The 25639-nt window shown below is 72.1% G+C and carries 26 protein-coding genes; 13 read left to right on the top strand and 13 right to left on the bottom strand.

Going from position 1 to position 25639, the window contains the following annotated elements:
* The first annotated feature begins 174 nt into the window (after nt 1-174).
* On the top strand, nt 175-1281 hold the full coding sequence (locus KUM39_RS09815; protein WP_217785073.1) for a DUF2786 domain-containing protein: 1107 nt from the start codon (nt 175-177) through the stop codon (nt 1279-1281).
* A 40-nt stretch (nt 1282-1321) separates the two neighbouring features.
* On the opposite strand, the gene KUM39_RS09810 is transcribed toward KUM39_RS09815, so the two are convergent.
* Nucleotides 1322-1840 carry a DUF4232 domain-containing protein gene (locus KUM39_RS09810; RefSeq protein ID WP_217785072.1) on the bottom strand — a complete coding sequence of 173 codons (519 nt, stop codon included), beginning with the start codon at nt 1838-1840 and terminating at the stop codon, nt 1322-1324.
* A gap of 93 nt (nt 1841-1933) precedes the next feature.
* Entirely contained in the window at nt 1934-2260 is a 327-nt protein-coding gene (locus tag KUM39_RS09805) for a hypothetical protein (RefSeq protein WP_308288095.1), read from the bottom strand.
* A gap of 426 nt (nt 2261-2686) precedes the next feature.
* Between KUM39_RS09805 and KUM39_RS09800 the strand changes: the two genes are divergently transcribed.
* Nucleotides 2687-2956, top strand: coding sequence for a DUF397 domain-containing protein (locus KUM39_RS09800; RefSeq protein WP_217785071.1), 270 nt, complete (start codon nt 2687-2689; stop codon nt 2954-2956).
* A gap of 28 nt (nt 2957-2984) precedes the next feature.
* Here KUM39_RS09800 and KUM39_RS09795 read toward each other — a convergent pair whose 3' ends face one another.
* Nucleotides 2985-3464, bottom strand: a complete 480-nt coding sequence (locus KUM39_RS09795) for an ATP-binding protein (RefSeq protein WP_246619876.1) — start codon at nt 3462-3464, stop codon at nt 2985-2987.
* A 319-nt stretch (nt 3465-3783) separates the two neighbouring features.
* Between KUM39_RS09795 and KUM39_RS09790 the strand changes: the two genes are divergently transcribed.
* The 3 genes from KUM39_RS09790 (at nt 3784) to KUM39_RS09780 (ending at nt 6883) form a co-directional block, all read left to right on the top strand.
* Nucleotides 3784-4644, top strand: a complete 861-nt coding sequence (locus tag KUM39_RS09790) for a Sco1979 family transcriptional regulator (protein ID WP_217785069.1) — start codon at nt 3784-3786, stop codon at nt 4642-4644.
* A 64-nt stretch (nt 4645-4708) separates the two neighbouring features.
* Nucleotides 4709-6169, top strand: coding sequence for an aldehyde dehydrogenase family protein (locus KUM39_RS09785; RefSeq protein ID WP_217785068.1), 1461 nt, complete (start codon nt 4709-4711; stop codon nt 6167-6169).
* Between the two features lie 168 nt (nt 6170-6337).
* The gene (locus KUM39_RS09780) at nt 6338-6883 is read left to right on the top strand and encodes a DinB family protein (protein ID WP_217785067.1); all 546 of its coding nucleotides are present in this window, start codon (nt 6338-6340) and stop codon (nt 6881-6883) included.
* A gap of 37 nt (nt 6884-6920) precedes the next feature.
* On the opposite strand, the gene gad is transcribed toward KUM39_RS09780, so the two are convergent.
* A complete protein-coding gene (gad, locus tag KUM39_RS09775) occupies nt 6921-8327 on the bottom strand; it encodes a glutamate decarboxylase (protein WP_217785066.1) in 1407 nt (468 codons plus the stop codon).
* Nucleotides 8328-8411: 84 nt separating this feature from the next.
* Nucleotides 8412-9698 carry an ion channel protein gene (locus tag KUM39_RS09770; protein ID WP_217785065.1) on the bottom strand — a complete coding sequence of 429 codons (1287 nt, stop codon included), beginning with the start codon at nt 9696-9698 and terminating at the stop codon, nt 8412-8414.
* 123 nt (nt 9699-9821) lie between these two features.
* Between KUM39_RS09770 and KUM39_RS09765 the strand changes: the two genes are divergently transcribed.
* Entirely contained in the window at nt 9822-10589 is a 768-nt protein-coding gene (locus tag KUM39_RS09765) for a MerR family transcriptional regulator (protein ID WP_217785064.1), read from the top strand.
* 10 nt (nt 10590-10599) lie between these two features.
* Here KUM39_RS09765 and KUM39_RS09760 read toward each other — a convergent pair whose 3' ends face one another.
* Entirely contained in the window at nt 10600-10965 is a 366-nt protein-coding gene (locus KUM39_RS09760) for a YbjQ family protein (RefSeq protein ID WP_217785063.1), read from the bottom strand.
* A 239-nt stretch (nt 10966-11204) separates the two neighbouring features.
* On the opposite strand from KUM39_RS09760, the gene KUM39_RS09755 reads away from it, so the two are divergent.
* On the top strand, nt 11205-12326 hold the full coding sequence (locus KUM39_RS09755) for a DedA family protein (protein ID WP_217785062.1): 1122 nt from the start codon (nt 11205-11207) through the stop codon (nt 12324-12326).
* Nucleotides 12327-12356: 30 nt separating this feature from the next.
* Here KUM39_RS09755 and KUM39_RS09750 read toward each other — a convergent pair whose 3' ends face one another.
* Nucleotides 12357-14015 carry a threonine/serine exporter family protein gene (locus KUM39_RS09750; protein WP_217785061.1) on the bottom strand — a complete coding sequence of 553 codons (1659 nt, stop codon included), beginning with the start codon at nt 14013-14015 and terminating at the stop codon, nt 12357-12359.
* A gap of 122 nt (nt 14016-14137) precedes the next feature.
* Nucleotides 14138-14629: an inorganic diphosphatase gene (locus tag KUM39_RS09745; RefSeq protein WP_003975424.1), complete on the bottom strand. Its 492-nt coding sequence runs from the start codon at nt 14627-14629 to the stop codon at nt 14138-14140.
* 79 nt (nt 14630-14708) lie between these two features.
* Between KUM39_RS09745 and dacB the strand changes: the two genes are divergently transcribed.
* The 6 genes from dacB (at nt 14709) to folE (ending at nt 22405) form a co-directional block, all read left to right on the top strand.
* On the top strand, nt 14709-16313 hold the full coding sequence (gene dacB, locus KUM39_RS09740) for a D-alanyl-D-alanine carboxypeptidase/D-alanyl-D-alanine endopeptidase (protein WP_217785060.1): 1605 nt from the start codon (nt 14709-14711) through the stop codon (nt 16311-16313).
* A 75-nt stretch (nt 16314-16388) separates the two neighbouring features.
* The gene (locus tag KUM39_RS09735; protein ID WP_217785059.1) at nt 16389-17525 is read left to right on the top strand and encodes an Rv3626c family coenzyme F420 biosynthesis-associated protein; all 1137 of its coding nucleotides are present in this window, start codon (nt 16389-16391) and stop codon (nt 17523-17525) included.
* A gap of 195 nt (nt 17526-17720) precedes the next feature.
* The gene (gene tilS / locus KUM39_RS09730) at nt 17721-18785 is read left to right on the top strand and encodes a tRNA lysidine(34) synthetase TilS (protein ID WP_217785058.1); all 1065 of its coding nucleotides are present in this window, start codon (nt 17721-17723) and stop codon (nt 18783-18785) included.
* Between the two features lie 96 nt (nt 18786-18881).
* Nucleotides 18882-19442, top strand: a complete 561-nt coding sequence (gene hpt / locus KUM39_RS09725; RefSeq protein WP_217785057.1) for a hypoxanthine phosphoribosyltransferase — start codon at nt 18882-18884, stop codon at nt 19440-19442.
* 206 nt (nt 19443-19648) lie between these two features.
* Nucleotides 19649-21685 (top strand): ATP-dependent zinc metalloprotease FtsH, encoded by a 2037-nt coding sequence (gene ftsH / locus KUM39_RS09720; protein ID WP_217785056.1) that lies wholly within the window; start codon nt 19649-19651, stop codon nt 21683-21685.
* A gap of 114 nt (nt 21686-21799) precedes the next feature.
* Complete coding sequence (folE, locus tag KUM39_RS09715) at nt 21800-22405, top strand: GTP cyclohydrolase I FolE (protein WP_217785055.1); 606 nt, start codon at nt 21800-21802, stop codon at nt 22403-22405.
* Between the two features lie 13 nt (nt 22406-22418).
* On the opposite strand, the gene KUM39_RS09710 is transcribed toward folE, so the two are convergent.
* The 5 genes from KUM39_RS09710 to folP form a co-directional block, all read right to left on the bottom strand.
* A complete protein-coding gene (locus tag KUM39_RS09710; protein ID WP_217785054.1) occupies nt 22419-22907 on the bottom strand; it encodes a DUF3180 domain-containing protein in 489 nt (162 codons plus the stop codon).
* Between the two features lie 56 nt (nt 22908-22963).
* Nucleotides 22964-23575 (bottom strand): 2-amino-4-hydroxy-6-hydroxymethyldihydropteridine diphosphokinase, encoded by a 612-nt coding sequence (gene folK / locus KUM39_RS09705; RefSeq protein WP_217785053.1) that lies wholly within the window; start codon nt 23573-23575, stop codon nt 22964-22966.
* Nucleotides 23572-23931: a dihydroneopterin aldolase gene (gene folB / locus KUM39_RS09700; protein WP_217785052.1), complete on the bottom strand. Its 360-nt coding sequence runs from the start codon at nt 23929-23931 to the stop codon at nt 23572-23574. The genes folK and folB overlap by 4 nt, the downstream gene beginning before the upstream one ends.
* Before the next feature lie 249 nt (nt 23932-24180).
* Nucleotides 24181-24738: a nuclear transport factor 2 family protein gene (locus KUM39_RS09695; protein ID WP_217785051.1), complete on the bottom strand. Its 558-nt coding sequence runs from the start codon at nt 24736-24738 to the stop codon at nt 24181-24183.
* Entirely contained in the window at nt 24735-25631 is an 897-nt protein-coding gene (folP, locus tag KUM39_RS09690; protein ID WP_217785050.1) for a dihydropteroate synthase, read from the bottom strand. The genes KUM39_RS09695 and folP overlap by 4 nt, the downstream gene beginning before the upstream one ends.
* Nucleotides 25632-25639: the final 8 nt, after the last annotated feature.

Here is a 25639-nt window from a genome sequence, read left to right as displayed (position 1 = left end):
GTGCGGCGCCACCCGAACGGCCCGCCGGACCGCCCGCGCCCCGTGCCTTCCGGCAGCCTCGGAGGGTTGGGTGCCGGAGGCGGGCGGCCCGGCGCGAGGTGCCCATCGGGAAAGTTGTCCACAGGCTGTGGACGGAGTGCGGCGCCTGTCGGACGGGCGTGGCACGATCTGGGGGTGACCAGGGATGCCAGCACCGTCGAGCGCGCCTTCCGCGCGGCGCTCTACGACGACACCGACGCCGGACTCGACACCGGCGCCTCGCTGCTCGCCGCCGACACCGGCGCGGACGGCGAACTCCGGCTGCGCGGCGAGGAGTTCGTCGCGGCGGCCTGGCAGCGCGGCTGGCAGCCCGCCGACGTGGAACGGCTCGTACGGCGTGAACTGCACGACACGCACGTACGCCTCCTCGCCGGGCTGATCCGGGATCAGGCGGGCCGGGACCGCGCGCGCGGTCCGCGCTGGGCGGAGCAGATAGCGGCCCTGCCCGCCGCACCCGACCGCCCCGGTGACCGGTTCTCGCACGCCACCGCCCTGCTCCAGCTCCACCGCCTGCTGCTCCGGCTGCCCACCCTGGAGCCCCTGGAGGAGCCCCGGCGCGCACGCGGGCCCGCCGCCTCCCGCACGCTGGGCCGTATCCGCGCGCTGCTCGCCAAGGCCGAGGCGACCGGCTATCCGGAGGAGGCCGAGGCGCTCAGCGCCAAGGCGCAGGAGCTGATGGCCCGGCACAGCGTGGACGAGGCGCTGCTCGCCGCCCACGCGCCCGCACCGGACGCCCCCGGCGCCCGCCGCATCGGGGTCGAGCCGCCGTACGAGCAGGCCAAGGCGGTGCTGATGGACGCCGTCGCCACCGCCAACCACTGCCGCGCGGTGTGGAACGAGGCGCTCTGCTTCTCCACCGTCGTCGGTTTCGAGGCGGACCTGGAGGCGGTGGAACTCCTGCACACCTCGCTGCTCGTCCAGGCGACCCACGCCATGACCAGGGCGGAGGCCGCCCAGCGGGCCGGGGGCCGGGGGCGCACCAAGACCTTCCGGCAGTCCTTCCTCGCCGCCTACGCCCACCGCGTCGGCGACCGCCTGGCCGCCACCGCGAAGGCGCAGGTCAGCGACGACCTGCTGCCGGTCCTGGCCACGCGGGACGTCGCCGTCACCGACCGTGTGGACCGGATGTTCCCCGAGACCACCACGACCCGGATGCGCGGCGTCACCGACGCGGCCGGCTGGGCCGAAGGCGCACGGGCCGCCGACGAGGCCCGGATGGGAGCGCGCCCCCGGCTGCCCTGACCCCCGCGTGCCTCGGGGCCGCCCGGCCGGAGTCTCGGCCTCAGTCGCCCACCTGCTGGAACGCGCTCACCGACGCGTCCGGTGTCGTCGCGCCGCCCTTGGTGGCGACGGGGCCGTAGGACCACGGGAAGTCCCGGCCCTGGTCCGAGCCGGGCAGCGTGATCCTGACGGACTTGGCGTCCAGGCTCCCGGCGCCCGCCGCACCGCGTACGTAGGTGAGCGTGAAGGTGGCGGAGTCGCCCTTGTTCAGCTTGAGCCGCTGGGCCTTGGCGCCGGACTGGACGGTGGCGTCCGCGTGCTTGCCGTCGGCCGTGTTCAGCCGGGCACCGGCGAAGTGGTCCAGGTAGCAGGGCGCGCTCTGGTTGGTGAGGCTGACCGGCACCTGGCCGGTGTCCCCGGCGGCCGGGGCGACGCTCGCCGCGCCCAGTTCGGCCGAGACCCCGCCGCCGATCACGCAGGCGGCGTCGCTCCCGCCGTTCTTGGCGCCACCCCCGTCGTCGCAGGCGGTCAGCAGCATGGCCGCGGTGAGGGCGGTGACGGTGAGCGGAATGACGCGCATGTGCAGGAATCCCCATCGAGGTCGAGAAGCTCTCCCCGCATCATGGCCCCTGTGCGCGGTCCGTGCTCACCCGCCCCGGCGGAATTCACCGCATCAGGGGTGCCGACCCGGCCCGGCGGCCGTCGGCAGCCCCGGCGGCAGCGTCCCGCCCGCCGCCCGGCCGTACGTCTCCTCGCCCGCCGTACCCGACCAACGCACCTTAAGTGTCCGGGAGTTCACCTCGCCGATCGTGCCTGTGCCCCGCTCGTCGGAGCCGTGCGCGCAGGTCAGCCGGATCGGACCCGCGCCGCCGGGAGCGGTGCCCCCGCACACCGTGCCGTCCGACGTGAACAGTCCCGCCCGTTCCCCGGTGACGACCAGGGCGACGATCACGCCGTGGCCGGTACGCAGCCAACTGCCTTGCAAAGAAGCTGAGTTCACCGTAGAACCGTCGGTACCACCGCCACCGCCACCGCCGCACGCGGCGAGCGCGCATCCGGCCGCCAGGACCCAGGCCGCGCCCGCCCGTCGCCGCCACCGTCGCACCGTGCGCCGCCGCGCCACCCGTACCGTCCCCGTGATCACCGCAGCAAGCTACCCCCGCGAGCGGTGCGAACCGGGCAAATCCGCACCCCCGCGCCGGAGGGTGGCCGTGTCCCTGGTCACGGCCGGTGCGCGCCGCGTACTACGGGGCGGTAACCGCGGGCAGACAGGGCACAGAAAAATCCGAAGCTGTAATCGCGGGAGCACCCCGCGTGCACGTGCATCTGCTCGGGCATCTGCATATGAGCGAGGCTATGATCCGAAACGGTCGGCCACGCTTTCGCGGGGGCCGGACCAGTCGGTGAACCACCGGGGAGACACCTGATGGACCACGACGCCAACGGCGGCTATGGGGGGTACGGCGTGCACAACGGGATGGCTGCCACTCAGCTGGACGGAGTGGCCTGGCAGAAGAGCCGGCACAGCAACTCCCAGGGATCGTGCGTGGAGTTCGCGCGGCTGCCCGGCGGCGATGTCGCGGTGCGCAACTCGCGCTTCCCGGACGGCCCCGCCCTCGTCTACACCCGTGCCGAGATCGAGGCCATGCTCCTCGGCGTCAAGGACGGGGAGTTCGACCACCTGATCGTCGGCTGACCCGCGCCGCCCGCCGGGAGCGGCCGCCTCATCCGCGGGTGTCCAGCCGGAACAGCGCCCACACGACCTTGCCGTCCAGTGCGCCGGTCAGCGGGTGCCAGCCCCAGCTGTCCGCGAAGGAGTCCACCAGGAACAGTCCCCGCCCCGACTCGGACGCGCGGTCGCCGTCCGGGTCGCGCGGCGCGGGCGACTCGGGGCCGGGATCGCGCACCGCGCACACCAGCCGCTCGGTCCAGCACAGCAGATGGAGCCGTACCGAGGAGTGCGGCTGCTCCAGGGGCGCGGTGTCGGCGGGCAGGGCGTGCCGCAGCGCGTTGGTGACGAGTTCGGAGACGACCAGGCAGATGTCGTCGAACCGGTCGCCCACGTCCCACTGTCCGAGGGTGTCGCGGGTGAAGTGCCGTGCCTCGCGCACCGCTTCGAAGCGCGGAGGAAGGGCGCAGGAGGCCGCGTTCACGACCGCGGCGGGATCGAGCGGGGGAAGGCCCTGCCGTAACGGCTTGAGCATGGTCGATCCATTCGTTCCCATGCGAGGCACTCCCGGAATTCGCGGTGGTGGCGAGGCAGCGGTGGCGCGGGCCCAATGGTTTCGGAAGCCCGGAGCAGATGCAAGGGCAGATGCACGTGCACGCGCGCGAATTGGACCCTGACGTGCCGCTTCCTGACTATTTTTTCCACGGCTCCGACACTTTTCGCTGCCAGTGGTCCAGGCCAATGCAGGCCGAAAATCGATGTCGATCTACGTTTCCGTAACCGGGTGAGTACAGCTCGAAGTGCTTTGGTGGCAGACTTGGTCCCTTGGGGCACAGGCGGGGAGGCTGGCTGACATGAGCGTGCAAGAGCCCGGATCGGTGGTGCGGCGCATGCTGCTCGGCTCCCAGCTCAGGCGGCTGCGCGAGGCGCGCGGCATCACCCGCGAGGCGGCCGGGTACTCGATCCGCGCCTCGGAGTCGAAGATCAGCCGCATGGAGCTGGGCCGGGTGAGCTTCAAGTCCAGGGACGTGGAAGACCTGTTGACGCTGTACGGCATCACGGACGGCCCGGAACGCGAGTCGCTGCTCTCCCTGGTGCGCGAGGCCAACGTGGCGGGCTGGTGGCACAGTTACAACGACGTGCTGCCGAGCTGGTTCCCCACCTACGTCGGCCTGGAGGGCGCCGCCTCGCTGATCCGGGTCTACGAGGTGCAGTTCGTGCACGGGCTGCTCCAGACCGAGGAGTACGCCCGCGCGGTCGTCCGGCGCGGCATGCGCGGCGCCTGCCAGGCCGACGTGGACAAGCGGGTCGCGCTGCGCCTCGAACGCCAGCGGCATCTGCTCGGCGAGCACGGACCCGAACTGCACATCGTCCTCGACGAGGCCGCCCTGCACCGCCCCTACGGCGACCGCGACGTGATGCGCGGCCAGCTCCGGCACCTCGCCGAGATCTCCGAGCGCCCCAACGTGCGGCTCCAGGTGATGCCGTTCGGCTTCGGCGGCCACTCCGGGGAGAGCGGCGCCTTCACCCTCCTCAGCTTCCCCGAGTCCGACCTCTCCGACGTGGTCTACATGGAGCAGCTCACCAGCGCGCTCTACCTGGACAAGCGCGAGGACGTCGCCCAGTACGAACTGGCCCTCAAGGAACTCCAGCAGGACAGCCCCGGCCCAGAGGAGAGCCGGGAGCTCATCCACAGGATCGCCCAACAGCATTGACACATCAGTACGATGACGAGTGATCGGATCAGGAACTGGCAGCCGCTAGTGATCGAGGGGTCACATGTCGTCCTACTTCAGTGAGCTGGACCGGCAGTACATCGGCGGGGAATGGCGGCGGGGCGGCGGCTCCTGGGACGTCATCGACTTCGACCCGTACGACGACGCCAAGCTGGCCTCCATCACCGTGGCCACCGTCGATGAGGTGGACGAGGCGTACCGCGCCGCCGCCCGCGCGCAGCGCGCGTGGGCCGCGACCAGCCCCTACGCCCGGCGGGCCGTGTTCGAGCGGGCGCTGCGGCTGGTCGAGGAGCGCGAGGCGGCGATAACCGAGCTGATCGTCGCCGAACTGGGCGGCACCCGCGTCAAGGCCGGGTTCGAGCTGCACCTCGTCAAGGAGTTCCTGCGCGAGTCCGTGCACCTGGCGCTGCGCCCCGAGGGCCGCATCCTGCCCTCCCCGGCGGACGGCAAGGAGAACCGGGTCTACCGGGTGCCGGTGGGCGTGGTCGGGGTGATCAGCCCGTTCAACTTCCCCTTCCTGCTCTCCATGAAGTCGGTGGCCCCGGCCCTCGCCCTCGGCAACGGCGTGGTGCTCAAGCCGCACCAGAACACCCCGATCGCGGGCGGCACCCTGGTCGCGAAGATCTTCGAGGACGCCGGGCTGCCGGGCGGCCTGCTCAACGTGGTGGTCACCGACATCGCGGAGATAGGCGACGCCTTCATCGAGCACCCCCTGCCCAAGGTCATCTCCTTCACCGGCTCCGACAAGGTCGGCCGGCACGTCGGCACCGTGTGCGCCGCGCACTTCAAGCGGGCGGTCCTCGAACTCGGCGGCAACAGCGCCCTGGTGGTGCTGGACGACGCCGACCTGGACTACGCGGTGGACGCGGCCGTCTTCAGCCGGTTCGTGCACCAGGGGCAGGTCTGCATGGCCGCCAACCGGGTGCTCGTGGACCGGTCGGTGGCCGAGGAGTTCACCGAGAGGTTCGTCGCCAGGGTGGCCGCGCTGAAGGTCGGCGACCCGCGCGACCCGGACACCGTCATCGGCCCGGTCATCAACTCGGCCCAGGCGGGCGCTCTTTCCGCCGTGGTGGACCAGGCGCTGGCCGAGGGCGCGACCGCGCTGCTGCACGGCTCCGTCACCGGCAACCTCGTCGCGCCCAGCGTGCTCACCGATGTCCCGCCCGGCTCCGGGCTGCTGCGCCAGGAGGTGTTCGGGCCCGTCGTGTTCCTCGTCCCGTTCGACGGCGAGGAGGAGGCGCTGCGCCTGGTCAACGACACCCCGTACGGGCTCAGTGGCGCCGTGCACACCGGGGACGTGGAGCGCGGGGTGGCCTTCGCCAGGCGGGTGGACACCGGGATGTTCCACGTCAACGACGGCACCGTGCACGACGAGCCGCTGGTGCCGTTCGGCGGTGAGAAGAACTCCGGTCTGGGACGGCTCAACGGCGAGACCACGCTGGAGGCGTTCACCACGGTGAAGTGGATATCGGTGCAGCACGGGCGGAGCGGGTTCCCGTTCTGAGCGGCGGGTGCCCCCGGGGGAAGCGGGTCCGGTGCCGGGTTCGTGGGGCGTCCGGCTGATTTTCCGGGGTCCGGCCGACCGGGCCGACCCTTGCGGACAGAAGCTGACCGCAAGGGTCCGTAGCGTCGTCGGTGTCAGGGAAACGGACCCGAGGAGAGGCGGCCGGACATGGTCACGCACGTGGCGTCGGAGGCACGGGGAGACGAGCGGGGCGCGCTGCTCGCGTTCCTGGAGGAGCAGCGCGGCGGCATCCGGCGCACGCTGCTGGGGCTGACCGAGGAGCAGGCCCGCTCCCGGCCCAGCGCCAGCGAGCTGAGCCTCGGCGGACTGCTCAAGCACACCGCCGAGGTCGAGCAGAGCTGGATCGCGCGGGCCAAGCAGGAACCGCCGATGATCGTGCGCGACCAGTCCAACTGGCACGAGACCTTCCAGCTCGTCGGCGACGAGACGGTGGCCTCCCAGCTGGCCCACTGGGAGCGGGTCGCCGCCGAGACGGAGACGTTCCTCCGTACGGCACCGAGCCTGGACGACACCTTCCCGCTGCCGCCCGACCCGTGGTTCCCGCCGGAGGGCCGGGTCTCGCTGCGCTGGCTCGGCCTCCACCTCATCCGCGAGACCGCCCGGCACGCCGGACACGCCGACATCATCCGCGAGTCCCTGGACGGCAGGACGGCGTACGAACTGGTGGCGCTGGAGCGGGAACGGGCGGTCTGACCCCGCCCGCCCGTCCGCACCGGGGTTCCCCGGCGGCTCAGTGGTGGAACCCCGTCGCCGTCCCCTTGTCCCGCGTCAACGGGCGTTCCTGCTTGCGGAGTTCCGGGAGCAGCCGGGTCAGGTCGGCCACGAACAGGTCGGCCAGGTCGTGGGAGAAGCCGTTGCGGCAGACGATCCGCAGCACCGACAGGTCCTCCCGGTTCGCGGGGAAGGTGTACGCCGGGACCAGCCAGCCGCTCTCGCGCAGCCGCCGGGACACGTCGAACACGTCGTACGCCGTGACGTGGTCGGCGGTGGTCACCGCGAACACCGGGAGCTCGTCACCGCGCGTCAGCAGCCGGAAATCGCCCAGCGCCTCGATCCGGGAGGCGAGCCGCATCGCCACGTCCCGCGTGGACTGCTGCACCGCCCGGTAGCCCTCGTGGCCCAGCCGCAGGAACGTGTAGTACTGCGCGACGACCTGCGCACCCGGCCGGGAGAAGTTCAGCGCGAACGTCGGCATGTCCCCGCCGAGGTAGTTCACCCGGAACACCAGTTCCTCCGGCAGCGCCTCCTTGTCCCGCCACAGCGCCCAGCCGACGCCCGGATACACCAGGCCGTACTTGTGCCCCGAGGTGTTGATCGAGGCCACGCGCGGCAGCCGGAAGTCCCAGACCAGGTCGGGGTCGAGGAACGGCGCGACCATGCCGCCGGAGGCGCCGTCCACATGCACCGGCACGTCGAGCCCGGTCCGCTCCTGGAGCGCGTCCAGGGCCGCGCAGAGGTCCGCGATCGGCTCGTACGACCCGTCGAAGGTGGAGCCGAGGATGCCGACCACGCCGATGGTGTTCTCGTCGCACAGCTCGGCCGCCGCCTCCGGGTCCAGGTGGAAGCGGTCGCCCTCCATCGGGACGAGACGGGCCTCCACCTCCCAGAAGGTGCAGAACTTCTCCCAGCAGACCTGCACGTTGACGCCCATGACGAGGTTCGGGCGGGCACCGGGGTAGCGGTCGGCGTTGCGCTGCGCCCAGCGCCGCTTCAGCGCCATCCCGGCGAGCATGCACGCCTCGCTGGAGCCGGTGGTCGAGCAGCCCACCGCCCCGGCCGGGTCGGGGGCGTGCCAGAGCGCGGCGAGCATCGCCACACAGCGCCGCTCCAGCTCGGCGGTGCGCGGGTACTCGTCCTTGTCGATCATGTTCTTGTCGCTGCACTCCGCCATCAGCACCCCGGCCTGGGGCTCCATCCAGGTGGTGACGAAGGTGGCCAGGTTCAGCCGGGCGTTGCCGTCCAGCATCAGCTCGTCGTGCACCAGCTGGTACGCGGTGGCCGGGGGCATCGGGGCGTGGGGCAGCCGGTGGGTGGGCGGGGCCTCGGTCATGCCCCCGACCGGATCGGCCTCCCCGAAGAACGGGTTGACCGACATCCGCCGCTCCTCGTGCTTCGCCGGACCTTTGTGCAGCGCCATCGGGTCTCTCCTGACGGTCGGAAATGGAGTCGGGGTGGGGGACGGGGTGGGGTCGGGACGGGGTGCGGTCCGGACGGTGCCGGGTCAGCGCACCGGTGTGCCGTCCGCGCGCAACTGCATCTGCCGGCGCCCCGTCACCAGCAGCCACGCGGGCAGCGAGGCCAGGCACAGCAGCGCCAGGATCGAGGGCGAGGAGACCAGCACGGCGGCCGTGAACAGGCTCACCCAGCCCTGCCGGGTGACCGCCAGCAGCATGCCCAGGACGCCCGCCGCCACACCGAGCGCCGGATGCACGGCCGGGACCAGCGCGTGCGCGCACAGTCCGAAGGCCGCGCCGATGAACACGGCCGGGAAGATCCGCCCGCCCCGGAAACCGCTGGCGGCGGCGACGACCAGCGCGGCCAGCTTCACCACCGTCATCAGCGCGAACTGTCCCGCCGACCAGCCGTCCGGGTTCCGCGCCAGCTCCCCGACCTCCGCCAGCCCCTTGAACAGGGTCAGATGCCCGCCGAGCGCCGCCAGCGCGCCCAGCACCGCGCCGCCCGCCGGGAGCATCAGCATCGGATGCCGCAGCTTCCCGAACGCGGTGTGGGCGTAGGGGAAGACGAACACCGCGCACATGCCGAGCAGCGCCGCCGCCGACGCGACGACCAGCGCGGCCAGCAGGTCCGGCCAGCGCGGGCGGCCGAAGGCGGGCAGCCCGAGGTCGAACGTGGGGTGCGCGAGCAGCGCGGTGGTCATCGCGCCGAACGCCGCCGCCGTGAGCGGTGCGAACAGGTTGTCCCACAGCTTGCCCGGCATGGGCCGCCCGGCCAGCGCCTCCGAGATCACCAGGGCCGCCGCGACCGGGGTGCCGAACAGCGCCCCGATCGTCGCCGCCTCGGCCAGCAGCGGCCACAGGGCGCCGGGCGCGCGGGGCATCAGCCGGGTCCCGCACCAGGCGGCCAGGCCGACGTTCACCGCGATCACCGGGTTCTCCGGACCGAGGCTCGGGCCGCCCGCCAGCATCAGCGCGGCGGCCACCACCAGACCGGGCAGCACCGCCACCGGCAGCACGGGCGCGTCCAGGCCGATGGTGGCCGGGTCCGGGCCCGCGTGCCCCGGCGCCTTCCACACCACCAGGCCGACCGCGATCCCGGTGGCGATCAGCATGACGAACATCCACGCCACCGAGTACCGCCCGATGCCCAGCGCGTCCGGCAGCGGTCCCCACAGCACGTGCTGCAACCGGTCCGCCGCCGTCTCCACGCCCAGGAAGACCAGGCTGGCCGCGATCCCGACCAGCACGGCGGGCAGGATGACCGGCAGCAGTGCTCGGGCCGGTGTCGCGGGCCGCGTCGGGGGCGCCTGCGCGACGCTGTCCTGGGTCACGGGCTCACCATAAGCGGACAAATGATGTTGAACACCCCGAAGGTGGCCGTGCGGTGGACCGGCCCTTGCACCTCACCCCACGTGAGGCCCGACCGTGGAGCCGTACCGACGAAAGGAGCGGGAGTGAGCTACTCCGTGGGACAGGTCGCGGGGTTCGCCGGGGTCACGGTGCGCACACTGCACCACTACGACGAGATCGGCCTGCTGGTGCCGAGCGAGCGCACCCGCGCCGGTCACCGGCGCTACGCCGACGCCGACCTCGACCGGCTCCAGCGCATCCTGTTCCACCGGGAGCTGGGCTTCCCGCTCGACGAGGTCGCGGCCCTGCTCGACGACCCGGACGCGGACCAGCGGGCGCACCTGCGCCGCCACCTGGAACTGCTGACCGCCCGGATCGAACGGCTGAAACGGATGGCCGAGGCCGTGGAACACGCGATGGAGGCACGCACGATGGGTATCGATCTCACCCCCGAGGAACGGTTCGAGGTCTTCGGGGACCAGGACCCCGAGCGCCACGCCGAGGAGGCCGAGCAGCGCTGGGGCGGCACCGGGGCGTACGCGGAGTCCCGGCGCCGCACCGCCCGCTACACCAAGGAGGACTGGCGGCGGATGCGGGCGGAGACGGACGACTGGAACGCCCGCTACGCCGCCCTGCTGGCCGACGGCGAACCCGCCGACGGCACCGCCGCGACCGGCCTGGCCGAGGAGCACCGGCTGCACATCTGCCGCTGGTTCTACGACTGCCCGCACCCGGTGCACCGCGCCCTCGGGGACATGTACGTCGCCGACGAGCGCTTCACGGCGTACTACGACTCCCTCGCCCCCGGTCTCGCCGAGCACCTCCGCGCGGCCATCGCGGCCAACGCGGACCGCCACGGGACGGCCGGGTGAGGCAGGGCGACTACTCCGGGGTGACGATCACCGCCGTGCCGTAGGCGCACACCTCCGTCCCCACGTCCGCCGCCTCGGTCACGTCGAAGCGGAACGCCAGCACCGCGTTGGCGCCGCGCGCCCGTGCCTGTTCCACCAGGCGCTCCATCGCCTGGTTCCGGGTCTGCACGAGGGTCTTGGTCAGGCCCTTCAGCTCGCCGCCGATCATGGATTTCAGCCCGGCGCCTATCTGGCTGCCGAGATGCCGTGAGCGCACGGTGAGGCCGAACACCTCACCGAGCACCTGCTGCACCCGGTGTCCGGGCAGGTCGTTGGTGGTCACCACCAGCACGTCGGGCTGCGGGCCCTGGCCGCCGCCGAAATCGTCGAGTCCCATGCCTCAAGCGTTCCCCGGATCACCGCCCCATGCATCCCCGACCCGACCCGCACCCGTCCCGGATCTCCGGCCACCCCGACCCTTAGGGGGTGCCGGAGAGGTCGGGGGAGTGCCGGTCCGGTCGGGAGTGCCGGGCGCGGGGGCCGGAACCGCGGAGTGGTCACCGTACGTTGGTAGCTTGGTGCGGCCCGCACCAGGACGGCATGCCGCCGCCCACATCCCCCGAGGAGCCCGGACCCGTGATGACACTCGCCCTCGGCCCGAGCTGGCTGGACCCCGACTACCTGTTGCAGACGTACAGCATCTGGGGTCTGCTGCTGATCGTGTTCGCCGAGTCCGGCCTGCTCATCGGCTTCTTCCTGCCGGGCGACTCGCTGCTGTTCACCTGCGGTCTGCTGATCACGACCAAGGCGCTGGACTTCCCGCTGTGGGGGGCCATCGCGCTGATCTGCCTCGCCGCGATCCTGGGCGACCAGGCGGGTTACATGTTCGGCAAGAAGGTCGGACCCTCGCTGTTCAACCGGCCGGACTCCAGACTGTTCAAGCAGGAGAACGTCACCAAGGCCCACGAGTTCTTCGAGAAGCACGGCCCGAAGTCCCTGGTCCTGGCCCGCTTCGTGCCCGTGGTGCGTACGTTCACGCCGATCATCGCCGGTGTCAGCGGCATGAAGTACCGCTCGTTCCTGACCTTCAACGTCATCGGCGGTGTCCTGTGGGGCGCGGGCGTCACCCTGCTCGGCTCCTGGCTCGGCCGCCACGCGTTCGTCCGGAACAACATCGAGGCGATGCTGATCCTCATCGTGCTGGTCTCGGTGATCCCGATCGCCATCGAGTTCCTGCGGGCCCGGAGCAAGAACAAGAAGGCCGCCGGGTCCGCCGAGTCCGCCGGAACCCCCGAGCACGCCCCCGAGCAGCAGCCGCACTACCAGCAGACCCCCTACGGCGCGCAGCCCCCGTACGGCCAGGCCCCCGTCATGGACGACGCCACCACCCGGCTCCGCCCGGTCACCGCCGAGGACCCGTACCCGTACCCCCAGCAACAGCAGCCCCAGCAGCCCCAGCAGCCGTACGGCCACCAGCCCGCGCACCCCCAGCAGCACCCGCAGCCCCACCCCCAGCAGTACGACCAGCAGCGGTGGAACCAGGGCTACGACCAGCAGCCGTACTACGGCGACCAGCAGTACGACCAGCAGCAGTACCCCGCCCAGCACCCGAATGGCCAGCAGCAGCAGTACGACCAGCAGCAGTACGGCCAGGAACAGCAGGGGTACGGTCGGCAGCCGTACCCCCAGCAGCCCCGGCACCAGGACCCGCGGCAGTACCCGTACGACTACGACCAGAACGGTCACCGCGAGCAGTAGCGCGCGGTCCGGCCGCCGGGCCGGGGGACCTCAGAAGCCCCTGGTCCGCTTGGCGGCCCGGCGCTTGCCCGCCGAACCGACCCGCAGGGTCAGCCGGGAGATCTCCGAGCCCAGGTTGACGCCGATGGCGATCGCCATCGCCAGCGAGGCCGCCTTGGCGAGCGAGACGAGCCCCTTGTCCACCTCGTTCTGCGCCATGTTGAGCAGCCCGAAGTAGGTGGCCGAACCCGGCAGCAGCGGCCCGATCGCGGCCGTCGTGTAGGGCAGCGCGGAAGCGAACCGGTAGCGCGACAGCAGTTGCCCGAAGAGACCCACCAGCCCGGCGGCCACAGCGGTGGACGCCACCGGTGAGATCTTGCCCACGTCGTGCATCGCGCCGTAGACACACCAGGCGACCCCGCCGTTCAGGGTCACCGCGAGCACCGTCCCGCGCTCCTGCTGGAGCAGCACGGCGAACGTCAGCGACAGCAGCATGGCCGCGACGAGCTGGACGAACGGCCGGTCGGAGGTGCCGAGAGCCGCGTCCGGGTTGAGCCGTCCGCCGAGCTTCACCCCGAAGTACAGGATCAGCAGCACACCGGTGACGATGCCGACGAAGAAGTACATGACCTCCAGCAGCCGTGCCGCCGCGGTGATGTAGAAGCCGGTCAGACCGTCCTGCACGCCCGCGACCAGCGCCCGCCCCGGCAGCAGCGCGAACAGACCACCGGTGACGACGGCGGACGCCTGGACGTCCACATGGGTCACCGCGAACGCCACCCCGATGGCGGCCGGAGGCATCGCGGCCACCGTGAACTGGTAGAACTCCGGCAGTCCGCGCCCCGCGCACAGCCAGGCCAGCCGGTCACCGAGCATCGCGCCGACAGCCGCCGCGATGAACACCAGCACGTCACCGCCGACCAGCATCGAGGCCGCGCCCGCGAGCAGCCCGCTCGCCAGGGTCAGCCCCCAGCCGGGGTAGGGGTGCCGGTTGCGGCGGATCTCCGCCAGCCGCCGGTAGGCGTCCTCCAGGGACAGCGTGGTCTCGGGGTCGGTGAGGTCGTCCACCAGCCGGAACACGGCCGCGAGCCGGTTGTAGTCCGTACCGCGCCTGCGGACCGTACGGGAGGCGGTCACCGGGTCGTCCACCAGGGACGGCTGGTGGGAGATCGACAGCAGCGTGAAGGTGACCGTGGGCTCGCACCGGTCCAGCCCGTAGGAGCGGCACACCGCGAACATCGCGGCCTCCACGTCCTCCGCGCCCTCGCCGCCCGCGAGCAGCAGCTCACCGATACGCAGGGTCAGGTCCAGCACGCGGGGCACGGCCGGGCCCTCGTCAGTGCGCTGCACCGGCTCCGGCGCGGGGCGCTCCGTGACCGACATCCGCAGCATGGTGCGCATCCGGTCCTGCCAGGGCGCGTCCTTGACCAGGCTGACCGCCGGGAAACCGGTCGCCGGGGTGAACGAGACCGTCGTCTCGCGGGCGCTGTAGGTGCTGGGCAGGCTGAACGCCGACCCCTCCTGCTCGGCGGGGGGTGCCTCCGGCACCTGGAACCCCTGCGGCACCGCGAACTCGGAGGTGGTCTCCGGCTCGCCGCCGCCCCGCGCGACCGACATGCCCTGCGGCAGCGCGAACTCCGACGTGATCTCCGGGTCGTACGTGGTCCGCGCCTCGTCCGACCGGGGCTTGCGGTCCTCCGTGTCCGCCACTGGCTCCGCTCCCTGAACGACACATTCCGTAAATCCTCAGTATGCGCGTGAACGCGCACGTGAAACGGGCCGCCGTCCCCCGGAAGGGGACGACGGCCCGTGTCACTGGACCGGGGCGGGGGTCAGTGGCCGCCCTGGTCCTTGAAGCGCTTGTAGGACCGCTCGATCTCGGCCTCGGCCTCGGTGCGGCCGACCCAGTCGGCGCCCTCGACCGACTTGCCGGGCTCCAGGTCCTTGTAGACCTCGAAGAAGTGCTGGATCTCCAGGCGGTCGAACTCCGACACGTGGTGGATGTCGCGCAGGTGCTCCACCCGCGGGTCGGTGCTGGGCACGCACAGCAGCTTGTCGTCGCCGCCGGCCTCGTCCGTCATCCGGAACATGCCGATCGCGCGGCAGCGGATCAGGCAGCCGGGGAACGTCGGCTCGTCCAGGATGACCAGCGCGTCCAGCGGGTCGCCGTCCTCGCCGAGGGTGTTCTCGACGAATCCGTAGTCGGTCGGGTAGGCGGTCGAGGTGAAGAGACGCCGGTCCAGGCGAATCCGACCGGTCTCGTGGTCCACCTCGTACTTGTTGCGCGAACCCTTCGGGATCTCGATCGTGACGTCGAACTCCACCGGTGGCTCCTCCATGATCAACACACAGTTCTGGTGGTTAAGTGTCCCTCACGCAGGTCCGTGATGGCGAAAGGGGCTGGTGATCGTGCCGGAACAGTGGCCTTGGCAGGCCGCGAGGCCGCACGCGGAGCGCCTCGCGCACACCGTGCGCCCCCTGCTGGCACGGGCCGCGCGGGCCGCCGGGCCGCCCCTCGCGGCGGTGCGCGGACAACTCGGCCGACTGCCCCGGCGCGGGCCCCTGACGACCCTTCAGTACACCGCCGCCGCCTCGGCCGCCGGACTCGCCCTCGCCGTCGGCGTCGCCTCCGCCGCCGGTCCCTGGGACGCCACCGGCCGCCGGATCGCCGAGCGCGACCGCGCCGCCGCCCTGGACCACCCCGGCTCCCGCACGCCCCGTACCGGCACCTCCGGCTCCGGTACGGCCGCAGGTGAGCCCCGGCCCGCCGCCAGCGCCCCGCCCGTGCTGGCGGCGGCGGGCGCCGCCACCGGCACCGTCGGCACCAAGAAGGCCCCGCCCGGCGCCAAGCCGCTCGGGGACGTCCTGAAGCCCCTGCTGGCCTCGCCCGCGCTCGGCGACGCCCGCGCTGCCTCCGTCGTGGACGTCGCCACCGGACGGCGGCTCTACGGCAGTGGCACCGGCACCCCGCTCACCCCCGCCTCCACCACCAAGATCGCCACCGCCGTCGCCGCGCTCAGCGCCCTCGGCCCCGACCACCGCCTCACCACCCGCACCGTCTACGAGCCCGACACCGGCGAACTCGTCCTGGTCGGCGGCGGCGACCCCACCCTCACCGCGCACGCCTCCTCCGGCGGCTGGGCCAGCCTGCGCACCCTCGCCACCCGCACCGCCGCCGCCCTCACCGACCGGGGCATCCGCGAGGTCAAGCTGTCGTACGACACCACGCTCTACGCCGGTGACGCCCTGCACCCCATCGGCGTCAACGACAACATCGCCCCGGTCAGCGCGCTCAGCGCCGACGAGGGGCGTACCGACGGGTCGAGCAGCGGGCCGGTGACGCGGGTCGCCGACCCGGCCGCCGACGCGGCGGGACGTTTCGCCGGATTCCTCGAGCGGCACGGCGTCACCACCACCGCGCCCGGCCCCTCCCGGGCCACCACCCGTGCCCGCACCCTCGCCAGCGTCGTCTCACCGCCGCTGAGCGCCGTCGTCGAGCGGATGCTGACCAACAGCGACAACGACATCGCGGAGGCGCTCGCCCGGCAGACCGCCCTCGGCACCGGGCGCGCCGCGAGCTTCGCGGGCGGCGCGCGGGCCGTCCAGGACCAGCTGAAGCGGCTCGGCCTGCCCGTCACCGGCGCCTCCTTCCACGACGGCAGCGGCCTGGACCGCGCCGACCGGCTCAGCGCCGGACTGCTCACCGCGCTGCTCGTCGAGGCCGCAGACCCGGCCAGGCCCGGCCTCCGCACGGTCCTCACCGGCCTGCCCGTCGCCGCCTTCACCGGCACCCTGTCCAGCCGCTACGGCGGTGACGGCGCCGCCGGTCTGGTCCGCGCCAAGACCGGCACCCTGACCGGCGTCAACACCCTCGCCGGGACCGTCGTGGACACCGACGGGCACCTGCTCGCCTTCGCCTTCATGGCCTCCGGCACCACCGACCCCCAGGCCGCCCAGAGCGCCCTGGACCACGCGGCGACGGCCCTGGCGGGCTGCGGCTGCCGCTGAACCCCGTACCGGGGCTCCGGACCGCTTACGCGACGGTCCGGTGCCGTGCGGCGCCGGTCCACGTACCGTTGACGCATGACGAGCTTCGGTGGCACCGCTTCACAGGGAATGGTCGATTGGAACCTCGCGGTGGCGACCGCGACTCGGCTCGTACGACCCGGCCCCGAGGTCAGCCGGGAGGAGGCCCGGGCCGTCGTGGCCGAACTGCGGCGGCACGCGAAGTCCTCCGAGGAGCACGTACGGGGCTTCACCCGCATGGAGACCGACGAGAGCCACGACACCCCGGTGCTGGTCGTGGACCGGCCCGGCTGGGTCCGCGCCAACGTCGCCGGGTTCCGCGAACTCCTCAAGCCGCTGCTGGACAAGATGGAGGAACGGCGCGGCCCCGGCGCGGGCAACGCCGTCCTCGGCGCAGTCGGCGGCAAGGTCACCGGCGTGGAACTCGGCATGCTGCTGTCGTTCCTGTCCTCCCGCGTCCTCGGCCAGTACGAGACGTTCGCCCCCGCCACCCGGGAACTCCCCGCGGGCGGCGGCCCGAACGGCGGACGGCTGCTCCTCGTCGCGCCCAACATCGTCCACGTGGAGCGCGAACTCGACGTACAGCCCCACGACTTCCGGCTCTGGGTCTGCCTGCACGAGGAGACCCACCGCACCCAGTTCACCGCCGTCCCCTGGCTCCGCGACCACCTGGAGGGCGAGATCCAGTCCTTCCTCGCCGAGACCGACGTGGACCCCATGACCGTCCTGGAACGCGTACGGGAGGCCGCGCAGACCCTCGCCGGGGGCCGTCCCGAGGGCGAGGAGGACGACGGCGGGCGCTCGCTGGTCGAACTCGTGCAGACCCCCTCCCAGCGGGAGATCCTCGGCCGCCTCACTGCCGTGATGTCGCTGCTGGAGGGCCACGCCGACTTCGTCATGGACGGGGTCGGACCCTCCGTCGTGCCGTCCGTCGCGGAGATCCGCGAGAAGTTCCAGCAGCGCCGCGCCAAGGGCGCCTCCCGGCTCGACCTCGCGCTGCGCAGGCTCCTCGGCCTGGACGCCAAGCTGCGCCAGTACCGCGACGGCGAGCGGTTCGTCCGCGCGGTGGTCGAGGAGGTCGGCATGGACGGCTTCAACCGGGTGTGGACCTCGCCCAACACCCTGCCCACCAAGGCCGAGATCGGGAAACCCGCGGACTGGGTCGCGCGGGTGCACCGCACGGCGGAGTCGTGACCGTCCCCGGGGCGCCGTGAACCGGCGCCCCGGGGACGGCAGTCGGACGCCCCCTCAATCACCCGTCCGAGGGACCGCCGGGCATGCGTAGGCGTGCAATGCTCGGGGAACGGCCCGCTTCTGTCACCATCTACACACTCTGCGTGACCGACGTCGGGATCAGCCCCCGAAAACTTCATGAAGGGAACCGGACACATGGGTCCCCATCCCGCGGTCGCGGCGATACGCCTGGCGGTACGCCGCGTCCTCAACGACATCCTCGACCAGTACCACCCCGCCCCCGCGGCGGCGCCCCCCGCACCGCGCGGCACGGCGCCCGCCCCCCGCCGGGGCGCCCCGCCCCCGCACGCCCCCCTGGTCCTCGTCGCCTGCTCCGGCGGCGCCGACTCCACGGCCCTCGCCTCCGCCCTCGCGTTCGAGGCGCCCCGGCTCGGCCTCCGCGCCGGTGGTGTCACCGTCGATCACGGCCTCCAGACCGGCTCCGACACGCGTGCCGAGGAGGTCGCCCTGCGGATGCGCCGCCTCGGCCTCGACCCGGTCGAGTCCGTCCGCGTGACCGTGGGCCGCACGGGCGGCCCGGAGGCCGCCGCCCGCGACGCCCGCTACGCCGCGCTGGACGCCGCCGCCGAACGCCACGGCGCCGCCGCCGTGCTCCTCGGCCACACCCGCGACGACCAGGCCGAGACCGTGCTCCTGGGCCTCGCCCGCGGCTCCGGCATCCGCTCGCTGTCCGGCATGGCCGCGGTCTCGGGGGCCGGCGGCCGTTACCGGCGCCCCTTCCTCCAACTGGACCGGCAGACCGCCCGCACCGCGTGCATGGCCCAGTCCCTGCCCGTCTGGGACGACCCGCACAACACCGACCCCGCCTACACCCGGTCCCGGCTGCGCCACGAGGGCCTGCCCGCGCTGGAGAAGGCCCTCGGCAAGGGCGTCGTCGAGGCGCTGGCCCGCACCGCCCAGCTCTCCCGCGACGACGCCGACGCCCTGGACGCCTGGGCCGGGCAGGCCGAGCCCACCGTCCGCGACGCCACGGGCCTGCTGGAGTGCGCCAAGCTGTACGCCCTCCCGCCCGCCGTACGGCGCCGCATCCTGCGCCGCGCGGCCATCGAGGCGGGCGCCCCGGCCGGTTCGCTGTTCGCCCGGCACATCGAGGAAGTGGACCGGCTGATCACCGGCTGGCGGGGCCAGGGGGCCATCAACCTTCCGGGCCGCGTCGTCGCGCAGCGGCAGGGTGGCAGACTGGTGATTCGGCAAGGCTGACCCGCGGACTTTCCGGAGCACGGCTCCGGACGGCGCCACGGGCGGCCCGGTGGCCGCGGCGACGCGGCCACCGGAAGTGCGGGACGACCGAAAGTGATGCGGGTGGACGCGAAAGACATGGGTGCCGACCTCGAAAAGGTGCTCATCACCAAGGAAGAGATCGACGCCAAGCTGGTTGAGCTGGCCGCGAAGATCGACGCGGAGTACGCGGGCAAGGACCTGCTCATCGTCGGCGTCCTCAAGGGCGCGGTGATGGTCATGGCGGACCTCGCCCGAGTGCTGTCCACCCCCGTCACGATGGACTGGATGGCGGTGTCCTCGTACGGCGCGGGCACCCAGTCCTCCGGGGTGGTCCGCATCCTCAAGGACCTGGACACCGACATCAAGGGGCGGCACGTCCTGATCGTCGAGGACATCATCGACTCCGGTCTGACGCTGTCCTGGCTGATCAACAACCTCGGCTCGCGCGAACCGGCGAGCCTCAAGGTGTGCACCCTGCTGCGCAAGCCGGACGCCGCGAAGGTCGCCATCGACGTGGAGTGGGCCGGGTTCGACATCCCCAACGAGTTCGTCGTCGGCTACGGCCTCGACTACGCGGAGAAGTACCGGAACCTGCCGTTCGTGGGGACGCTCGCGCCCCATGTCTACGGCGGCTGACGGGGCGCTGGGCCAACAGGGCGAGTTGACCCGGCGGGATCGGGAACCCCGGCGGGCCTCGCACCGTTGGAGCAAGCAGAGACGGGATTACCGGCCGTCGAGGACGCTCCGTGCGGCTTCGCGCGACAATGCTGGGGTACCGTCAGAAGAACTGTCTTATCAAACTCACTGTGGCAGGAGGGACGGGGCGGCTCCGCTCCGTGTGGATGGACGTGAAGCGATACTTCCGTGGGCCTGTCATGTGGATCGTGCTGGCCGTCCTTGCCGTGGTCGTGTTGATGCAGGTCGTCGGCTCGTCCGGCGGCTACAAGACGGTGGACACCGGCCAGGTCGTGGCAGCGATCAACGACAACAAGGTTCAGTCGGCCAAGGTCACCACCGGTGACCAGCAGACCGTGCAGGTCACGCTGAAGGACGGCGTGAAGGTCGAGGGCAGCTCGAAGATCCAGGCGAGCTACATCGGCGACCAGGGCGTGAACATCGCCGAGAACCTGCAGACCAAATACCAGAACAAGCAGATCCCGGACGGCTACACCGTCTCGCCGACCAAGCAGAACGCTTTCCTCGGCGTGCTGCTGTCGCTGCTTCCCTTCGTGCTCATCGTCGTCGTCTTCCTGTTCCTGATGAATCAGATGCAGGGTGGCGGTTCGCGGGTCATGAACTTCGGCAAGTCCAAGGCGAAGCTCATCACCAAGGACACGCCGAAGACGACGTTCAGCGACGTCGCCGGTTGCGCCGAGGCGGTCGAGGAACTCCACGAGATCAAGGAGTTCCTCCAGGAACCCGCCAAGTTCCAGGCGGTCGGCGCCAAGATCCCCAAGGGCGTGCTGCTCTACGGCCGTCCCGGTACCGGCAAGACGCTCCTCGCGCGTGCCGTCGCCGGTGAGGCCGGGGTGCCGTTCTACTCGATCTCCGGTTCCGACTTCGTCGAGATGTTCGTCGGTGTCGGTGCCTCCCGGGTCCGTGACCTGTTCGAGCAGGCCAAGGCGAACGCCCCGGCGATCGTCTTCGTGGACGAGATCGACGCGGTCGGCCGTCACCGCGGCGCCGGTCTCGGCGGTGGGCACGACGAGCGCGAGCAGACGCTGAACCAGCTCCTCGTGGAGATGGACGGCTTCGACGTCAAGGGCGGCGTGATCCTCATCGCCGCGACCAACCGGCCGGACATCCTCGACCCGGCGCTGCTGCGTCCGGGCCGGTTCGACCGGCAGATCGCGGTGGACCCGCCGGACCTGCAGGGCCGGATGGAGATCCTGAAGGTCCACCAGAAGGGCAAGCCCGTCGCCCCCGACGTGGACCTGGCCGCCGTCGCCCGCCGGACGCCCGGCATGACCGGTGCCGACCTGGCGAACGTCCTCAACGAGGCGGCGCTGCTCACCGCGCGCAGCGACCAGAAGCTGATCGACAACAAGGCGCTGGACGAGGCGATCGACCGCGTTGTCGCGGGCCCGCAGAAGCGGACCCGGATCATGTCGGACAAGGAGAAGAAGATCACCGCGTACCACGAGGGCGGACACGCCCTGGTCGCGGCGGCCTCACCGAACTCCGACCCCGTCCACAAGATCACCATCCTGTCCCGCGGGCGCGCCCTCGGTTACACGATGGTGCTCCCGGACGAGGACAAGTACTCGACCACGCGCAACGAGATGCTCGACCAGCTCGCCTACATGCTGGGCGGCCGTGCGGCGGAGGAACTGGTCTTCCACGACCCGACCACCGGCGCCGCCAACGACATCGAGAAGGCCACCAACCTGGCCCGCGCGATGGTCACCCAGTACGGCATGACCGAGCGGCTCGGCGCCATCAAGTTCGGCGGCGACAACAGCGAGCCGTTCCTCGGCCGGGAGATGGCGCACCAGCGCGACTACTCGGAAGAGGTCGCCGCGCTGGTGGACGAAGAGGTCAAGAAGCTGATCGAGACCGCGCACAACGAGGCGTGGGAGATCCTGGTCGAGAACCGTGACGTCCTCGACAACCTGGTCCTGGCCCTCCTGGAGAAGGAGACGCTGGGCAAGGAGGAGATCGCGCAGATCTTCGCGACCATCCACCGGCGTCCGCCGCGGCCCGCGTGGACCGGTTCGTCCCACCGGACGCCGTCCACCCGCCCGCCGGTGCTCTCCCCGAAGGAGCTGGCACTGACCAACGGCGCGAACGGCACGACCGCGGCGATCTCCACGGTCAAGTCCCCGGCCGTCGAGTCCGCCCCGGCGGACCAGACGCCCGAGGAGCGGCCGGAGAGCTGACCCGTCCCTGCTGCTCAGGGCCGGAATGCATGCCGCGACCCCCAGGTTCTAGCCTGGGGGTCGCGGCATTCTCCGTATGCGCGCGGTACGACGTACAGGAACGAGGCACCAGAGATGACCGACCCCGTGACGCTGGCAGGCGACGGAGCCATCGGCGAGTTCGACGAGAAGCGCGCCGAGAACGCCGTGCGCGAGCTGCTGATCGCGGTCGGCGAGGACCCGGAGCGCGAGGGGCTGCTGGAGACCCCGGCGCGGGTGGCGCGGGCGTACCGGGAACTGCTCGCGGGGCTCCGCCAGCGGCCGGAGGACGTGCTGACGACCACCTTCGACCTGGGGCACGACGAGATGGTCCTGGTGAGGGACATCGAGATCGTCTCCCTCTGCGAGCATCATCTGCTGCCGTTCCACGGCGTGGCGCACGTCGGCTACATCCCGGCCGAGTCCGGCAAGATCACCGGTCTCTCGAAGCTGGCCCGGCTGGTCGAGGTGTTCGCGCGCCGCCCGCAGGTGCAGGAACGGCTCACCACCCAGATCGCGGACTCCCTGGTCCGCATCCTGGAGGCGCGGGGCGCGATCGTCGTCATCGAGGCCGAGCACATGTGCATGTCCGTACGCGGCATCCGCAAGCCCGGCGCCAAGACCACCACCTCCGCCGTCCGGGGGCAGCTGCGGGACGCGACGACCCGCGCGGAGGCGATGAGCCTGATCCTGGCGCGCTGACCCGCGCGGGGGGTCAGGCGGGCTGCTGGGGACCCGGCGTGTCCTGGTCGTCGTCCTCCGGGAGTCGGCAGACGCGCTCCAGGAAGAGGGCCGCCGCTATCACCGCGACACCGGTGACGACGGAGAAGGCGGCGTAGACGGCCTGGTCCCGCCGGGCGGGGAGGTCGAGCAGCTCCAGCAGGAAGACGCCGGTGCCGCCGTACATCCCGGCGACCAGGGCGGCGACCAGGGCGCTGGCCTGGCCGAAGACGACCGCGCGGGCGGCCATCAGGGGATCGACGCCCTTGGCGCCGGGGCTGCGTTCGCGCTGGGCGCGGAAGCGGGCGCGCAGTGACAGCGCGGTGGCGAGCAGGATCACCGCGATCAGGGCGAGCACGATGGGTGCGGCCAGCGGCACACTGGGCAGGGTCCCGAACGAGTTCCACAGCCGGGCGGCGGCCCAGGACAGAATCCCGGCCACCACGAACACTCCGGCCAGCACCCTGATACGCAGTTGTTTCACGGTGTCCCTTCAGCTCCCCCGGACCGATCCGGACGGTGTCGTCCCGACCTTAACGACTACTCGGGCAGCCGGAGTTCCAGGTCCTGACGGGCAGCCACACCCGCACGGGTGACGGAGGACAGCAGTTCGGCCACCGCACCCCGGCCGGGCAGCTCCGCCGCGGGGTCCACGTCGTGCCACGGCGCGAGCACGAACGCCCGCTCGTGGGCGCGCGGATGGGGCAGCGTCAGACCGGGATCGTCGGAGGCGACACCCGCGTACGCGACGATGTCCACGTCCAGGGTGCGCGGGCCCCAGCGCTCCTCGCGGACCCGGTGGAACGCCTCCTCCACCGCGTGCGCCCGCTCCAGCAGCGAGGACGGCGGCAGGGTGGTCTTCAGCACCACGACCGCGTTCAGGTACGCGGGCTGGCTGCCCGGTTCGACGCCCCACGGCTCGGTCTCGTAGACGGGGGAGACCGCCTTGACGCGGACGCCGGGGGTGTCCTCCAGCGCGTCCACGGCGCCCTGGAGGGTCTCCAGGCGGTTGCCGAGGTTGGCGCCGAGGGCGATGACGGCGCGCTTGGGGTTGCTCAGGGTGGTGTCGGCCGCGTCCACCTGCTCGACCACGGAGGCGGGGACGGGCTGGACGGTGGGGTCGCTGTGACCCTGGAGGAAGGATCGGGTCATGCTCGGCTCCGGGTGATGGTGACGGTCACGTCGTCGAAGGGGACGGTGATCGGGGCGTCCGGCTTGTGGACGCGGACCTCGACCTCCTCGACCCCCTCGTGCTTCAGGCAGATCCGCGCGATGCGTTCCGCCAGGGTCTCGATCAGGTTGACCGGCTCCCCCTCGACCACGGCCACGACCTCCTCGGCCACGACCCCGTAGTGCACGGTCTTCGTCAGGTCGTCGTCGGCCGCGGCCGGGCGGGTGTCCAGACCGAGGACGAGATCGACGACGAACGTCTGGCCCTCCTCGCGCTCCCTGGGGAAGACCCCGTGATGCCCGCGGGCCTTCAGGCCGCGCAGCTCGACACGATCCACGCGAATCACTCCTGCAATCGTCGGGAACGGCCGTACGTCACCGCGTGCGGACAGCGTCGTCGGCCTCGGTCGAATCTACCTGCGGGTCCGTCCGGGGCCGGGGCGCGGGGGCCGGTCGTCCGGTGCCGGTCCGGGCACCGGCCCCGGCGTTCCCCGGGGGGAACCCGGTCGCGCCTTGGCCGGTAGCCGCACATACCCCCGAGTAGGTGATTCGAACCACTTCTGCCCCGTCCGGTCGCGGCGGCGCGGTCAGGCGAGCGAACCACCGTCCGGTTCGACGCCGTTCGGGCCGTTTCCGCCCTCTTCGTCGTCCCCGTCCTCGTCGTCGTCCTCGTCGGACTCCGTCATCACCGGCGACGCGTGGTGCGACCACAGCTTCCAGCCCGCGGGCGTACGCCGGAACACGTTGGTCGCCACGACCAGCTGGCCGAGCAGCGGGCCCAGCTCGTCGCCGTCCTCCGGGGGCGGGCCGCCGCTGAGGATGTTCTCCGTGCAGGTGACCAGCGCGGTGTCCCCGGTGACCGACACGTGCACGTCGGTCAGGAAGAACTGGATGTAGTCGGTGTTCGCCATGATCAGCGCGTACGACCTGAGCACCTCGCCGCGCCCGGTCAGCACCGGCCAGCCGGGGTGCACGCAGGAGATCACCCCGGTGTCCGCCGGGTCGTGGTACGTCTCGTCCACGCCCAGGTCGGCCGGGGTCAGCCAGAGGGAGGAGACCTCGTCGAAGTCTCCGCGTTCCATCGCCTCGTAGAAGGCGGTGTTGGCGGCCTCCACCTCTTCCACGTCGATGTGAGGGGCGCTCACCGGTCTCCTTCCGCGCCGGGCGTGGACTGTTCCGTGCGCGCTTCTTCCACGGCGCGCGCGACCCGTACCGCGTCCGCCGTGGCCCGTACCTCGTGCACGCGCACCGCCCACGCGCCCGCGTGCGCCGCGAGGGCGGAGACGGCGGCCGTGGCCGCGTCCCGTTCGCGGGCGGGCGGGGGCGCGCCGCCGGGTCCGGCGAGTACGCGGCCCAGGAACCGCTTGCGGGAGGCGGCCACCAGCACCGGGTGGCCGAGGGCGCGCAGCCGGTCCAGGTGGGCGAGGAGGGCCAGGTCGTGTTCGGCGTCCTTGGAGAAGCCGAGACCGGGGTCGAGGATCAGGCGGTCCGGGGCGACCCCGCCCGCGAGTACGGCGTCCACGCGGGCGCGCAGTTCGTCCACGACCTCGGTGACGACGTCCGCGTAGCCGCCCCGGACCGTGTCGCCGGTCAGGAAGCCGCGCCAGTGCATCACCACGAAGGGGGTGCCCGCGGCGGCCACGACCGGGATCATCGCCGGGTCCGCGAGGCCGCCGCTCACGTCGTTGACCAGGGCCGCCCCGGCGGTCAGGGCCTGCTCCGCGACGGAGGCGCGCATCGTGTCCACGGAGACGGTGACGCCCTCGGCGGCGAGACCGCGTACGACGGGGATCACGCGGCGCAGTTCCTCGGCCTCGTCCACCCGGGTGGCGCCGGGGCGGGTGGACTCGCCGCCCACGTCCACCATGTCGGCGCCCCGCGCGGCGAGGTCGAGGCCGTGCTTGACGGCGCTCGTGGTGTCGAACCAGTGGCCGCCGTCGGAGAAGGAGTCCGGTGTCACGTTGACCACGCCCATGACCGCGCAGCGGTTCCAGGTGGGCAGGCCCGGCGGGTGGCCCCGGCCGCGGAGGGTGCTCATGCCTTCAG

The sequence above is a fragment of the Streptomyces corallincola genome, assembly GCF_019104725.1.
Classification (GTDB): Bacteria; Actinomycetota; Actinomycetes; order Streptomycetales; family Streptomycetaceae; genus Streptomyces; species Streptomyces corallincola.
The sequence above is the reverse complement of the archived record's forward strand: the minus strand, read 5'-3'. Positions and strand labels throughout refer to the sequence as shown.

Bases quoted from the DNA above. Each gene is read 5' to 3' on its own strand.
- KUM39_RS09810 (WP_217785072.1), bottom strand. From the start codon at position 1,840: ATGCGCGTCATTCCGCTCACCGTCACCGCCCTCACCGCGGCCATGCTG.
- KUM39_RS09800 (WP_217785071.1), top strand. From the start codon at position 2,687: ATGGACCACGACGCCAACGGCGGCTATGGGGGGTACGGCGTGCACAAC.
- KUM39_RS09795 (WP_246619876.1), bottom strand. From the start codon at position 3,464: ATGCTCAAGCCGTTACGGCAGGGCCTTCCCCCGCTCGATCCCGCCGCG.
- KUM39_RS09790 (WP_217785069.1), top strand. From the start codon at position 3,784: ATGAGCGTGCAAGAGCCCGGATCGGTGGTGCGGCGCATGCTGCTCGGC.
- KUM39_RS09785 (WP_217785068.1), top strand. From the start codon at position 4,709: ATGTCGTCCTACTTCAGTGAGCTGGACCGGCAGTACATCGGCGGGGAA.
- KUM39_RS09780 (WP_217785067.1), top strand. From the start codon at position 6,338: ATGGTCACGCACGTGGCGTCGGAGGCACGGGGAGACGAGCGGGGCGCG.
- gad (WP_217785066.1), bottom strand. From the start codon at position 8,327: ATGGCGCTGCACAAAGGTCCGGCGAAGCACGAGGAGCGGCGGATGTCG.
- KUM39_RS09760 (WP_217785063.1), bottom strand. From the start codon at position 10,965: ATGGGACTCGACGATTTCGGCGGCGGCCAGGGCCCGCAGCCCGACGTG.
- KUM39_RS09735 (WP_217785059.1), top strand. From the start codon at position 16,389: ATGACGAGCTTCGGTGGCACCGCTTCACAGGGAATGGTCGATTGGAAC.
- tilS (WP_217785058.1), top strand. From the start codon at position 17,721: ATGGGTCCCCATCCCGCGGTCGCGGCGATACGCCTGGCGGTACGCCGC.
- hpt (WP_217785057.1), top strand. From the start codon at position 18,882: ATGCGGGTGGACGCGAAAGACATGGGTGCCGACCTCGAAAAGGTGCTC.
- ftsH (WP_217785056.1), top strand. From the start codon at position 19,649: ATGGACGTGAAGCGATACTTCCGTGGGCCTGTCATGTGGATCGTGCTG.
- folE (WP_217785055.1), top strand. From the start codon at position 21,800: ATGACCGACCCCGTGACGCTGGCAGGCGACGGAGCCATCGGCGAGTTC.
- folK (WP_217785053.1), bottom strand. From the start codon at position 23,575: ATGACCCGATCCTTCCTCCAGGGTCACAGCGACCCCACCGTCCAGCCC.
- folP (WP_217785050.1), bottom strand. From the start codon at position 25,631: ATGAGCACCCTCCGCGGCCGGGGCCACCCGCCGGGCCTGCCCACCTGG.